General features: G+C 50.2%; 13 protein-coding genes. 11 read left to right on the forward strand and 2 right to left on the reverse strand.

The genetic code is table 11. The features are described 5' to 3' along the window. Window positions 1–90: 90 nt before the first annotated feature. On the reverse strand, window positions 91–1401 hold the full coding sequence (gene dnaA / locus HPY90_RS09700; protein WP_287194038.1) for a chromosomal replication initiator protein DnaA: 1311 nt from the start codon (window positions 1399–1401) through the stop codon (window positions 91–93). 200 nt (window positions 1402–1601) lie between these two features. Here dnaA and rpmH point away from each other — a divergent pair, with 200 nt between their 5' ends. From rpmH to HPY90_RS09755, 11 genes are all read left to right on the forward strand, one after another. Next, on the forward strand, window positions 1602–1736 hold the full coding sequence (gene rpmH / locus HPY90_RS09705; protein ID WP_013176523.1) for a 50S ribosomal protein L34: 135 nt from the start codon (window positions 1602–1604) through the stop codon (window positions 1734–1736). Window positions 1737–1778: 42 nt separating this feature from the next. Then, the gene (rnpA, locus tag HPY90_RS09710; RefSeq protein ID WP_287194041.1) at window positions 1779–2117 is read left to right on the forward strand and encodes a ribonuclease P protein component; all 339 of its coding nucleotides are present in this window, start codon (window positions 1779–1781) and stop codon (window positions 2115–2117) included. After that, a complete protein-coding gene (gene yidD / locus HPY90_RS09715; RefSeq protein ID WP_287194042.1) occupies window positions 2114–2320 on the forward strand; it encodes a membrane protein insertion efficiency factor YidD in 207 nt (68 codons plus the stop codon). The genes rnpA and yidD overlap by 4 nt, the downstream gene beginning before the upstream one ends. A gap of 69 nt (window positions 2321–2389) precedes the next feature. Beyond that, on the forward strand, window positions 2390–3169 hold the full coding sequence (locus HPY90_RS09720) for a YidC/Oxa1 family membrane protein insertase (RefSeq protein ID WP_287194045.1): 780 nt from the start codon (window positions 2390–2392) through the stop codon (window positions 3167–3169). Continuing rightward, window positions 3132–3755: an RNA-binding cell elongation regulator Jag/EloR gene (gene jag, locus HPY90_RS09725; RefSeq protein WP_287194048.1), complete on the forward strand. Its 624-nt coding sequence runs from the start codon at window positions 3132–3134 to the stop codon at window positions 3753–3755. Before HPY90_RS09720 ends, jag begins: the two co-directional genes overlap by 38 nt. Before the next feature lie 191 nt (window positions 3756–3946). Continuing rightward, the gene (gene mnmE, locus HPY90_RS09730; protein WP_287194051.1) at window positions 3947–5329 is read left to right on the forward strand and encodes a tRNA uridine-5-carboxymethylaminomethyl(34) synthesis GTPase MnmE; all 1383 of its coding nucleotides are present in this window, start codon (window positions 3947–3949) and stop codon (window positions 5327–5329) included. Between the two features lie 11 nt (window positions 5330–5340). Continuing rightward, the gene (gene mnmG, locus HPY90_RS09735; RefSeq protein WP_287194054.1) at window positions 5341–7272 is read left to right on the forward strand and encodes a tRNA uridine-5-carboxymethylaminomethyl(34) synthesis enzyme MnmG; all 1932 of its coding nucleotides are present in this window, start codon (window positions 5341–5343) and stop codon (window positions 7270–7272) included. Beyond that, window positions 7217–7867 (forward strand): 16S rRNA (guanine(527)-N(7))-methyltransferase RsmG, encoded by a 651-nt coding sequence (gene rsmG, locus HPY90_RS09740; protein WP_287194057.1) that lies wholly within the window; start codon window positions 7217–7219, stop codon window positions 7865–7867. Before mnmG ends, rsmG begins: the two co-directional genes overlap by 56 nt. Window positions 7868–7888: 21 nt before the next feature. Further along, window positions 7889–8731, forward strand: a complete 843-nt coding sequence (noc, locus tag HPY90_RS09745) for a nucleoid occlusion protein (RefSeq protein WP_287194058.1) — start codon at window positions 7889–7891, stop codon at window positions 8729–8731. Window positions 8732–8989: 258 nt separating this feature from the next. After that, complete coding sequence (locus HPY90_RS09750; protein ID WP_287194061.1) at window positions 8990–9751, forward strand: ParA family protein; 762 nt, start codon at window positions 8990–8992, stop codon at window positions 9749–9751. Then, complete coding sequence (locus HPY90_RS09755; protein WP_287194063.1) at window positions 9744–10571, forward strand: ParB/RepB/Spo0J family partition protein; 828 nt, start codon at window positions 9744–9746, stop codon at window positions 10569–10571. The genes HPY90_RS09750 and HPY90_RS09755 overlap by 8 nt, the downstream gene beginning before the upstream one ends. 542 nt (window positions 10572–11113) lie before the next feature. Here the strand turns inward: HPY90_RS09755 and larC are convergent. Beyond that, window positions 11114–12316 carry a nickel pincer cofactor biosynthesis protein LarC gene (gene larC / locus HPY90_RS09760; RefSeq protein ID WP_287194066.1) on the reverse strand — a complete coding sequence of 401 codons (1203 nt, stop codon included), beginning with the start codon at window positions 12314–12316 and terminating at the stop codon, window positions 11114–11116. Window positions 12317–12587: the final 271 nt, after the last annotated feature.

Below are 12587 nucleotides of genomic sequence, written 5' to 3' on the forward strand. Positions count from 1 at the left end.
TTAAGAAACGTAGTAGTAGAAGCGGTGAATATGTGGATAACGCTTAAAAAACCCGGTTGTAAACAGTACCTGTCTGTGTAAAAACTTCCTCTAAACACGGGGAACGTAGTTGGGATCTAATTTCTTAGCAATCTCGGTAACGATCTTTAATAAAGATCGGTCATGTTGAATATCAGAAGATATTTTTTCGTAAGCGTGGAGCGCAGTAGTGTGATCTCGACCACCGAATTCCTCTCCAATCTGAGGAAAGGATGATGGAGTCATCTCCCGACATAGAAACATGGCTATCTGTCTAGGGAAAACAAGGTGCCGGGTCCGCCGTTTAGAAATTAATTCTTCTTCTTTCAATCCGAAATATTCAGCGACTGTTTCTTTTATGGCTTGCATGGTTATGATTCGCGTATTGCCAAGGGCGAGAACGTCCTTAAGGGTCTGTTCCGCCAGTTCAAGAGTTACTGGTTGGTTGGATATATTGGCATAGGCAACAATACGGATAAGGGCTCCTTCTAGTTCTCTGATGTTGGACTGTATATAATCGGCTATGTATGACATCACATCATTCGGTACGTTGAAGTTTTCCAATTGGGCTTTTTTTCTGAGAATAGCCAAGCGGGTTTCGAAATCCGGAGGCTGAATATCGGTAATAAGTCCCCACTCGAAGCGAGAACGTAACCGATCCTCGAGAGTAGGTATATCTCGGGGCGGACGGTCGCTAGAGATAACCAGTTGTTTATTAGCCTCGTACAGGGCGTTAAATGTGTGAAAGAATTCTTCTTGGGTCTGCTCCTTTCCGGCTACAAATTGGATGTCGTCTACAAGCAAAAGGTCGACACTTCGGTATTTATTACGAAATTCTGCTGTTTTACGGTCTCTGATAGAGTCGATTAAATCGTTAGTAAATTGTTCAGAGGATACGTACACTATCTTGTAAGAAGGATCTTTGCGGAGAATATGGTGACCTATAGCTTGCATTAGATGAGTCTTACCCAATCCGACGCCGCCGTAAATAAAAAGCGGATTATAGGAGTCAGACGGGGCTTCGGCCACTGCGTAGCAAGCAGCATGAGCAAAGCGGTTGCTGTTACCTACTACGAAAGTGTCAAAGGTATACTTGCGGTTGAGGACCAGGGCACCCGGTTCTCCTGCTTCAGGGGAACGAAGTACCAGCCTTACAGATATAGGCTCGCGGTGGAGCTCACTTAAAACCCTTTCAAGGATGTGAAGATATCGAGATTCTATCCATTCCTTGTATAATGGATTGGGAACGTGGATAAGGTATCTGTTGTCGACAAAGTCGTGATAAGTCACGGGGGAAAACCATATTTCAAAACTTGTGGGACCAATCTCTTGTCGAACGGTGTCTAAAGCCGTCTCCCAGATAATCGAGTAGTCTTTAGACATGGCTTAAATCCTCCTGCTGTGAAGATGTGGAAAAGCGCAGTAAATATTCTGAGAATCCCTGTGGATAACTGCAGTTACACAGTCATGATAACAAAACAGCTGCAAAATTAGAAGATGGTGGGGGGTTTTCTTGACAGGCCCAGGGGGAGAAAATATAATTGAAATGTGCATTGGTGAACATAAGGGAGGAAATCTGCGTTATGAAGAGGACGTACCAGCCAAAAAGAAGAGTTCGAAAACGGGTTCACGGATTCAGAACTAGAATGGCGAGTGCCGGAGGTAGGAGGGTTATTGCGAGACGACGGAGAAAAGGAAGGAAAAGACTCACAGCATAGGCCGGGAGCGGCCTTTCATTTGCTTTATGGGGTTTGTTTGACATGTTGAAGTCCGACCAACGGTTACGAAAGCGTAAGGATTTTGAGAAGGTTTATTCCAAGGGTAAGAAGGTTTTCGGGCGCTACTTGATACTGTACGTTGGTGAAAACGCGGCAGGAAAAAACCGCTATGGAATTGTGGCGAGTAAGAAAGTAGGAAAAGCAGTCATACGTAACAAAAGCAGGCGGAGGGTCAGGGAAGTTGCGCGAACCTTGGATTCGAAGGTGAGGCAAGGCTACGACGTGATTGTCATCGTAAAACCCCTGTGCAGGGAGGCTGATTTTGCAAGCGTGAAGAGTGATTATGAAAGACTGCTGAAGAGGAGCAAATTGTTAAAGTGAAAAGGGCATTGGTCGGGCTCATAAGGCTGTATCAGGTATTGTCCAAAGGGAAGATGCCTTGTTGTCGGTTTGTACCTTCTTGTTCCGAATACATGATTAGAGCGATTGAAAGATACGGTGCCTTAAAGGGAGTATGGTTAGGGGTTAAGAGAATAGCAAAGTGCCACCCTTTTCATCCAGGAGGGTTTGACCCAGTTCCATGATAGAGAAAAGGAGGTGAACCTGCTGTCAAACAGTAGCCAAGGGATAGGGTTTGACAGACGGGGATAAGCTTGTGGTCTAGCATTGTCCAGGGTTTTGCTGATCTGATACAAGGCTTTTACCACATAACAGTAGCAATAGGTCTGCCAAATTATGGGTTTGCGATTATATTGGTAACGATAGCAATAAAGCTGCTTCTTTACCCGCTTACCCACAAGCAAATGAAGTCGATGCGGAAAATGCAAGAGCTTCAGCCTAGGCTGAAGCTCTTGCAGGAAAGGTATAAAGAAGATCCGCAGAGGATGCAAAAAGAAGTCTTCGATTTGTATAAAGAGCATGGGGTAAGCCCTTTGAGCGGTTGTCTGCCTCTGTTGATTCAGTTGCCTATCTTGGTGGCTTTTTACCGAGCCCTCTATCAATTAAAATATACGGTGCCTGCCCACGCGGCTTTTTTGTGGGTACCAACGCTCAGCAAACCCGATCCTTATTACGGTTTTGCAATATTAGCGGGTGTAACTACATACATCCAACAGAAACTTTCGACCCTGGATCCGAATGACCCGAGCCAAAAGAGCATGCTTTATGTCATGCCTGTTTTTATAGCGTGGTTGGCCGCAACTCTGCCGGCAGGGTTGGCTTTGTATTGGGTTACCTTTAACGTTTTAAGCATTGCCCAGCAAGCGTGGGTGAATGCGCGCAGCGGGGGAACAAAAGATAGCCCAGACGGTAGAGTGGAGAAGGGAAAAGTGGTGGCAGCAGGGGGAGAAGGCAAGAAAGAAAGTGTGATGAGCGACGAAGGAGGAAAGGATGGAGATGGAGAGCGTAGAAAAAAGGGGAAAAAGCGTGGATGAAGCGGTGAAAGCAGCTTTGGAAGAGTTGGGCGCAGAATTTGAAGACGTTGTAATTGAGGTTTTGGAAGAGCCGAGCAAAGGGATACTAGGGGTGATAGGCAAAAAATCGGCCGTAGTTAGAGTGACCTTGAGGGAAAAACCGGAAGAAAAAGTCAGAGAAACTTTGGTTAACATTTTGAATAGTATGAAGCTGGATTATGAGATTCAGAAGGCAGAGTTTAACGATGGGGTGGTAAGGGTCAATATAGTAGGAAAAGACATGGGCTTGTTAATAGGCAGGAAGGGAGAGACCCTGAATTCGCTGCAGTTTCTCTTGGGGTTAATGGTAAACAAAGACAGGCAGGAGAAAGTAAGGGTAGTCCTGGATGTCGAAGATTATAGATTAAAGAGGGAAGAGTCCCTGAAAAACCTGGCTTTGAAATTATCAGATAAGGTAAAGCGCACGCGAAAAAGCATAGTGATGAGACCGATGAGTCCGCAAGAGAGGCGCATTGTACACACGGTGTTACAAAATGACCCGAGTATAGTCACTTTTAGCCAGGGCGAGGAACCAAATAGGAAAGTCGTCATTTCGTTGAAGCGGTGAGGGATGGGAGAGAAACCGAGAGAAGTGCAAGATAAAGTGTACATGTACTATGGTATATAAAAAGAACGAAAAAGGCCTTATAGAAGGCCTTTTTTTTAGGTAAATTTTAAATATAGAGTAAAGAAAACTGTCAGGCCGTCGGCGGGTTCGCCGGAAGCGTGTGTCATCATGTGCAGGAGGAGACGGATGGGATGCTGGAGGATACTATTGCGGCTATCGCTACTCCCTTGGGTGAGGGCGGTATAGCCATCGTTCGGGTAAGCGGCCGTGAAGCGGTAGACATAGTAGAAAAGGTATTTCGGCCCGTGCCTGGGGGAAAGAGGCTGAAGGATCGAGGAGGTTATACCCTCGGGCTAGGCTGGATAGTGGACAGAAAAGGAAATCATGTTGATGAAGTTTTGGTCACAGTTATGAGGGGACCAAAAAGCTATACGGCAGAGGACGTGGTAGAGATAAACTGCCATGGGGGTGTATTGGCTGCCATAAGGTGTCTGGAAACGGTATTGGAAAACGGGGCTAGGCTGGCAGAACCGGGAGAGTTCACAAAGAGGGCATTTCTTAACGGCAGGCTGGATATTTCTCAAGCTGAAGCGGTGATAGACATAATCAGGGCTAAAACTGAAAAAGGTATGAGCATGGCGGTTAAGCAGCTTGAAGGGATGCTGAGAAAGCGGGTAGCAGAACTAGAGGACAGGTTAGTGGGTTTGAATACCATGGTTGAGGCCAGTATCGACTTTCCGGAAGAGGTGGGAGACCTTGACGAGGAAATAGCTAGGCAGCAAGCACAAGAGATATTACGGGAGTTAGAGGGTTTACTGAGGGCGGGAGAGAGAAACAGGGTGTACCAGTGGGGAGTAAAGGTAGTGATTGCGGGTAAGCCCAATGTGGGGAAGTCGAGTCTTTTGAATGCATTGTTGCGGAAGAAGAAGGCCATCGTAACCGACATTCCGGGAACCACCAGGGATATTGTGGAGGACTATATTAATGTCAAGGGAATTCCGGTCAATATCATGGATACCGCAGGGATAAGGGAGACCGGGGATTTGGTGGAGCGGATTGGCGTGGAGAGAAGCGAAGAGGTTATCAGCGAGGCCGATATAATATTGGCGGTTTTGGACGCGGGTGCTGGTATAAGCGAAGAGGACGAGAGGGTTGCGAAGATGGTTGCGGGCAGGAGGGTAATAGTGCTGGTTAATAAAGAGGACCTGGAAGAAAAACGCGTTACCCTAGAGGAAGTGGAGAGATTGTTTCCTGGGCAAACGGTGGTACGAGGATCGGTAAAAGAGGAAATCGGATTGGAGGAACTGGAATCCGCGATTGAAGAGGCGGTGCTGGCAGGAAAGGTAGAAGCAGGTGACGAAGATATAATGGTTAATTTGCGACAGGAAGAAGCTTTTCGGCGGGTTAAAACGTCAATGGAAGGTTTTTTAGCTGGGCTGGAAACAAATACCTCGTTGGACTGCCTGGCGGTCGACATCGGGGAGGCTCTAGAAGCCCTAGGAGAGATTACAGGGAAGACATTAAAGGAAGACGTGATTGAGAGGATATTTAGAGATTATTGTATAGGGAAGTGAGGTGAGGGAGAATGGAGTACCAGGCCGGAAGTTATGACGTCATAGTAATTGGGGCTGGACATGCGGGGTGCGAAGCGGCTTTAGCCGCTGCCCGGATGGGTTGCAAGACTTTATTAGTCACGATAAGTATAGACGGAATAGCATTAATGCCATGTAATCCTTCCGTGGGCGGCCCGGCCAAGGGTCAGTTGGTGAGAGAAATTGACGCCTTGGGGGGCGAGATGGGCAAGAACATTGACAAAGCTCGTCTGCAGATTAGGATGCTCAATACAGCAAAAGGACCGGCAGTGAGGGCTCTTCGGGCCCAGGCCGACAAGAAAAGATATCAGAAGGAAATGACCAAGACGCTTTTGGCAGAGTCAAATCTTGATATCTTACAGGCCGAAGTGGTGAAAATTTTAGCTGGGGCTGGCCGGGTGGAAGGAATAGTGACCAGGACCGGGGCTAAATACCAGACGAAGGCCCTGGTGGTGACGACCGGTACCTACCTAAAAGGGAGGATTATAGTGGGGGATGTCACCTATGATGGGGGACCAAACCCTTTTCCGCCGGCGACTAAGCTTTCAGAAAGCCTGCGAGAACTCGGTTTAGTTTTGGGAAGGTTTAAGACGGGTACTCCGCCCAGGGTAAGCAGAAAATCTATAGATTTCAGCAAAACCGAGGAACAGCCAGGAGATCCCGGAGTATTGAATTTTTCATACATGAGTCCGAGGGTGGAGAAACCCCAGGTATCGTGTTGGCTGACTCACAGCACTCCAGAAACTCACAGGATTGTCAGAGAAAACCTGCATCGTTCTCCATTGTTTACCGGAGTGATTCAAGGGGTAGGACCGAGGTACTGCCCGTCTTTTGAAGATAAGGTAGTGAGGTTCGCTCACAAGGAGCAGCACCAGATATTTATCGAGCCTGAAGGATTGGATACGGATGAAATGTACATCCAGGGGCTGAATACCAGTTTGCCTGAGGACGTCCAACTGGCAGTCTTGCATAGTATTCCGGGATTAGAGAAGGCTAGAATAGTCAGAACCGGGTACGCTATTGAATACGATTATGTCTTACCCTCACAGCTTAAGCTGACGCTGGAAACCAGGGTTGTGCAGGGCCTTTTTACGGCTGGACAGATCAACGGGACATCGGGGTACGAAGAGGCGGCGGCTCAAGGCATTATAGCGGGAATTAACGCAGCCCTGTTTGTACAGGAAAAGGAGCCGTTTGTTCTCAAGCGGAGTGAGGCTTATATCGGGGTATTGATCGATGACCTGGTTACGAAGGGCATTGAGGAACCGTACCGATTGATGACTTCTAGGGCTGAGTACAGATTGCTGTTAAGACAGGACAATGCGGATATCAGGTTAACGGAGAAAGGCCGCGATATAGGTTTGGTAGACGATGAGCGGTATACTCGCTTTAGGAGTAAGGTTAGGAGAATGGAAGAATTGCGGGAGATGCTTTTGAGGAACAAGGTAGGGGTGAGCCACGAAGGGGTTGCCAAACTGTTGCGAGAAAGGGGAACATCAGAACTTCGGGAGGCCGTATCTTTATGGGAGTTGTTGCGTCGTCCCGAGGTGAGTATAGAGGACTTGGTATCGTTGGCCATGGTGGGGGAAGAGTTCGAGCCGGAGGTTAGGGAAGAGGTTGAGATAGAGTGTAAATATGAGGGTTATATAAAGAAGCAGGTGGAGATGGTTGAGCGCTTCGAACGGATGGAAAACAAACGTATCCCGCCAGACATCGATTACGACGATGTGGTTGGGTTGTCGAACGAAGGCCGGTTGAAATTGAAGACGGCTAGACCGGAATCAATGGGGCAGGCATCGAGGATGAGCGGGATATCACCCGCTGACATCACGGTGTTGCTGATTCACTTGGAGAGGAAACGCAGGGCGAATGAAGAAGGAAGGAAAGTTAAGACAGTTTCAGGAGCTGTTGGAGAGGGAGAATAAGAGGGTCAATTTGGTTAGCAAACAGATGTCGCGGGAAGACTTGGAGAAGCACTTTGAGGACTGTCTGGAGTTTGCGAGGTACTGGGATGCAACAGGAAAGCTGGTTGCCGACATCGGTAGCGGTGGCGGGTTGCCCGGTATGGTATTGGCAATAGTTTTTTCGGAGGGGAAGTTCTGCCTGATCGAAGCTGATTCAAAGAAGAGTGCTTTTCTGACGATGGCAGGAAGGGAGTTGAATCTTCCGAACGTGCGGGTAATCACCGAACGGGTGGAGGCGATCGGAAGGGATGATGGATTCCGGGCAATGTTCGATTTTGTCTTGGTGAGGGCTGTTGCTAGGTTGAATGTGCTGGTGGAATACGGCTTGCCGTTGTTGAAGCGGGGAGGGCTATTGGTGGCCTGGAAGGGGCGTAACTGTAATGTTGAATTGAAGGAGGCAGTCCGCGCATTAGAAGTAATAGGGGGTCAGGTAAAGGACCTGAAGGCTTATTGCCTGCTTGGAGGGCAGAGGTACTTGGTTGCGATTGAGAAGGTGAAGGAGACGCCGGAGGCCTATCCGACGAGAATCGGGGTTCCGGAGAAGAGGCCCTTGTAGAATGGAGAGGGGGTGGATGGGGTGAAACTGCCGTTGCCGCGGGTTTTAGGCAGAGGCGTAGCGAGGAGGGAGGTTATCAACATCGGAGTGGAGGAGATAAGGGGCAATCCTTATCAACCGCGACAGGCAATTGACGAGTTGGAACTGCGGGACTTGGCGCAGTCGATCCAAGAGTACGGGGTGATTCAGCCGATTATTGTACGGAAGATGAAGGAAGGCTACCAGCTGGTGGCCGGTGAACGCCGGTTAAAGGCTTGTATGATGGCGGGCTGGAAGGAGGTACCTGCCATTGTATGTGATATGGAGGAGGAAGAGGCGGCAGCCGTTAGTCTGATTGAGAACTTACAGCGAAAGGAACTAAACTTCCTTGAGGAAGCTAGGGCGTATGCTCGTTTGATCGGGGAATTTGGGCTGACGCAGGAAGAACTAGCGCGGCGGGTAGGGAAGAGCCAGGCCGCGATAGCCAATAAACTCAGGTTGTTGCGCCTGCCGGGGGAGGTGCAGGACCTGCTCAGGCAGGGAGGGGTAAGCGAGAGGCATGCCAGGGCCTTGCTTAAGTTGGATAGTGTAGAGGAGCAGGTAGAGGTTGTTCGGAAGATTATCGAAAAAGAGCTTACGGTGAAGGAGGCCGAGGCGCTGATCGACAAAATAAGACAGGGTATTTCCCGGGAAATAAAGGGTGGTGAAAAGCGACGAAGTTTATCGATGTTTATCAGAGATGCGCGGATATATGTTAACACTATTAGAGAAACGGTTTATCGTGCCCGTGAGGCAGGAGTCAATATGGTGTTGTTAGAAACGGAGCGGGAAGACGAGTACGAGTTGGTGATTAGAGTTCCCAAGACAAGAAGAGAATCGGGATAGGGGTATTACGGGCCGGCTAGGTAAGGGGCGAGATGAAAGAAAGTAACAAGAAACGAATATGGAATCAATGACTTACGAGAAGGTATAGCAAAGGAGACGTGTAAGCGGGGCGTGGGAGTACTCGATTGGGTGCCAAGAGGGAGAGGCAGGGACTCCTACTTTGATGGCCAGTTCGGTTGTCTTTGCCGGGAGGGCGCCGAGAAGGGAAAGCTGGGGACATGTTGTTAGGAATCGTTTGAGTGAGGGATGTGGGAGAGGATGGGCAGAGTAATTGCGATAGCCAACCAAAAAGGTGGGGTCGGGAAAACAACGACGGCCGTCAACCTGTCTTCGTGTTTGGCTTTGGAGGGGAAAAAGGTTCTACTGGTGGATATTGACCCCCAGGGTAATGCTACTAGCGGGCTAGGGATTGACAGGCGAAAGATACAGTCATGCATCTACAACGTGTTGATGGAAGAACTCCCGGCGCAGGGCGTGGTTGTAAGAACCCGGGTAAGGAACTTGGATGTACTTCCGGCGACGATACAATTAGCGGGGGCAGAAGTAGAATTGGCGGGAATGGATGCCCGGGAATTTAGGCTGAGGAAGGGCCTTGAAAACATCAGACGGAACTATGATTACGTTTACATAGACTGCCCGCCTTCGTTAGGACTGCTGACCGTCAACGCCTTGGCGGCCGCAGATTCGGTTATGATACCTATCCAGTGTGAGTACTACGCGCTGGAAGGGTTGAGTCAGTTGATGCATACCATAACGCTTATTAAGAAACGTATAAATCCAGGGCTTCAGCTAGAGGGAGTCTTGTTAACGATGTTCGATGGGCGAACAAACCTGTCGATTCAAGTGGTGGATGAGGTGAAGAGGCATTTTCGCAGGCAAATGTATAAGACGATTATACCTCGAAATGTGCGCCTGAGCGAGGCACCGAGCTACGGGAAACCCATCGTCCTTTACGATGCGCGGTCGAGGGGTGCAGAGGTTTATCAAGACCTAGCAAAGGAGGTTTTGGAGCGTGGGTAGGAGAGGGCTGGGCCGGGGTTTAGATGCTTTAATTGGAACGGAGGAATCTGACCTCGAGCGGGATTCGCTGGAGTTGGATATCGGACTCGTGCAACCGCGGGCACGCCAGCCACGCAAAAAGTTTGAGGATGAGAGCATGGCAGAGTTGGCGGCGTCAATTCGGGAACACGGAGTGCTGCAGCCCATAGTCGTCAGGCCCGTGAAAGCTGGGAAATACGAGGTGGTGGCGGGAGAGAGGCGGCTACGGGCGGCAGCGATGGTGGGGTTGGAACGTATTCCTGTGGTCATAAGAGAGATTGGGGAACACGAGGCTTCGGAGCTGGCCCTTATCGAGAACCTTCAGAGGGAGGATCTGAGCCCGGTTGAAGAAGCGCTGGCCTTTCGGGAAATGATCGAACAATACGGGTATACCCAGGAAAAGCTGGCGGAAAGGATCGGCAAGAGCAGATCATATGTGGCGAATGCACTGCGAATACTTAATCTTTGTTCGGAAGTAAGAGACATGGTAGAAAGAGGGGAGCTAAGTGCGGGACACGCACGCGCGATTTTAAGTGTGGCGAGGGACGAGAGGGAACAGGTCAAGATAGCACGGCGAATCGTGCGGTTTGGGCTATCTGTAAGAGATGTAGAGGGGGTAAAGAAGAAAGAGACGGGGAGGCACGAGCCGAGAGAATCTGAGCTGGTGGACCTGGAAGAACGATTGCAGGAGCGGCTGGGAACCAAGGCCAGTGTGAAAAGAAACCGTCGAGGAGGGAGGATCGAGATTTTTTTCTATAACGATGAGGATCTGATGAGAATAGTCGACATACTGAATTTGTAGGATGCGGGGCGCCGAGGTGGAACGGGGACAAGTTTTGAGCGCTGAAAAAGGGGCTGTTTGTATACATCGAATCAGAGGAGGCGCCTCGGTGGGAACGGGGCGATGCAAGAGAGGACCGAGAGGTGGGGCTTCAAGCGACCCTGGAGACGTAGAAATAGAAAGAGCTTAACATTGGGGTAACATATGGGCAGGCGTGCCCGGAGTGTATTGCTCGTGAGCCGCTGGCAGCGAAGTGTCCCGCGGTAGCAAGCATATACTCCGGTTGCTATGCGGGGGCACCGCTGGGCTTCGGAAGGGACTACGGCTGAGGGTGCTGAATGTTTCACGTGAAACATCGGCGCTAATTGCATTATTTTACGGCATCTTATCCGTTCCAAGAACACCACAAACGGCCTTCCCGGGAGAGGGCACCGGCCCCCCTGCCGCAGGTACAGCCTCCGCAATTCCAATTGCAAGGAACCCTGGACGGGGGCGCCAGCGCTGCGTTCTCACAGACTGTTCCACATAAAGTTACCGACAAAGCCAAGACCACACGAACCCGCCTACGCCCCTTCAGAGCTATCTGCCAAACTCAGGCTGGTAACCGCAGCAGACACCGCCTCTCGATAAACCACATCCAAAGACAGGCCCCGCGCCCAGGCTATGGAGCGACAATCCTCAAACTCGGGAGATATCTTCGGAGCCCTTCCGCTAAGGTAGGCCACCTTTACCCTGACCTCACCCCATCCTGTGGATACCGTAATGATTTCTCTCTTTAACACCACCCGAGAAACCGTCTGGCAACGAACACCCAAAGTAGACGTATGTTCGAGGAGTAACGTAGCAACTTCCTGTCCCAGCCCCGCAGGTGCAATCACCGTCACCAAACAGCCCGGCCGCCCCTTTTTCATGTACACCGGGGTGTAAAAATAATCGAGGGCAGGCGAATCAGCCAGCCTCTCGCTCAGAAACGAATAGAACTCCGGAACCATGTCATCTACTTGCGTTTCCAAAATATCTACCAGTTCTGTGAAAATCCCATCCTCCGACGGGGAATCCCCGATAACAACCCGGACAACGTTAGGGACATCCGGCCTCTCGCGGTGTCCTGCCCCGTACCCGACGCGCTGGGGAGACATCGGGGGCAGGGGGCCAAATTCCTCTACCATGCTCCGCAGCAAGGCAGCCCCGGTGGGGGTAACGAGCTCAAAAGGTGCCTCGCAACCGTAACACGGAACGCCCTGCAACAACTCGGCAGTAGCCGGCGCAGGCACCGGGTAGGTGCCATGCTCCAACGTGACAAATCCACCATTCCAAGGAATGTGAGAGGCAAAGACCCGGTCGATCCTCAGCAAATACAAGGCCAAAAAACACCCTACAACATCAACTATGGTATCTAAAGCGCCAATCTCATGGAAATGAACCTCGTCCACGGGAATGCCGTGCACCCTAGCCTCCGCCAAGGCTAAACGGCGGAAGGTTTTGAGCGACTGAGCTATCACCGGCCCGGGCAGGCTGCCATCGTTTAGAATCCGCTCTATCTTCGCCAGATTACGAAACTCGGCCCCACGCTCGCTTCCTATCCAAACCCTGGTAGCACTAACCCCCTTGACCCTCACCTTAGAGGTTGTAATGGAGACCGGAGGAATTGCGAGCGAATTGATCCCGGCCTCGACCTCAGAAACATCCGCGCCGCAGTCCACTAAAGCGGCCAACAACATATCCCCCGAGACTCCTGAAAAACAATCAATATAGGCTATTCTCACGCGACAACACCCTTTCTTTCTGTCAGATGTCGGGCGACTACGAATTAACACAACGGGACCGAAAGCAACAACCTCCCCGAAGGTTTTACAAAGCCCCCGCGGCCTGCTATCATTTTATCAGAACTTATCTGGGGGACACGACAATGTACTAGTTCAACACATGTGAGACACTATGGACTAGCGCAGTGTTGTTGTAAGAACTGGGTGGGGCTTATGTATCCCAGGCTTTGATGCGGTCTGAAGTCATTATAGACCTTGGAGGTCCATCGCT

Source organism: Syntrophothermus sp., from assembly GCF_013314835.1.
Lineage (GTDB): Bacteria > Bacillota > Syntrophomonadia > Syntrophomonadales > Syntrophothermaceae > Syntrophothermus > Syntrophothermus lipocalidus.

Excerpts from the sequence above, each read along its gene's own strand:
- HPY90_RS09750 (WP_287194061.1), top strand. The coding sequence starts at position 8,990 with ATGGGCAGAGTAATTGCGATAGCCAACCAAAAAGGTGGGGTCGGGAAA.
- mnmE (WP_287194051.1), top strand. The coding sequence starts at position 3,947 with ATGCTGGAGGATACTATTGCGGCTATCGCTACTCCCTTGGGTGAGGGC.
- mnmG (WP_287194054.1), top strand. The coding sequence starts at position 5,341 with ATGGAGTACCAGGCCGGAAGTTATGACGTCATAGTAATTGGGGCTGGA.
- dnaA (WP_287194038.1), bottom strand. The coding sequence starts at position 1,401 with ATGTCTAAAGACTACTCGATTATCTGGGAGACGGCTTTAGACACCGTT.
- rnpA (WP_287194041.1), top strand. The coding sequence starts at position 1,779 with ATGTTGAAGTCCGACCAACGGTTACGAAAGCGTAAGGATTTTGAGAAG.
- rpmH (WP_013176523.1), top strand. The coding sequence starts at position 1,602 with ATGAAGAGGACGTACCAGCCAAAAAGAAGAGTTCGAAAACGGGTTCAC.
- rsmG (WP_287194057.1), top strand. The coding sequence starts at position 7,217 with ATGAAGAAGGAAGGAAAGTTAAGACAGTTTCAGGAGCTGTTGGAGAGG.
- jag (WP_287194048.1), top strand. The coding sequence starts at position 3,132 with ATGGAGAGCGTAGAAAAAAGGGGAAAAAGCGTGGATGAAGCGGTGAAA.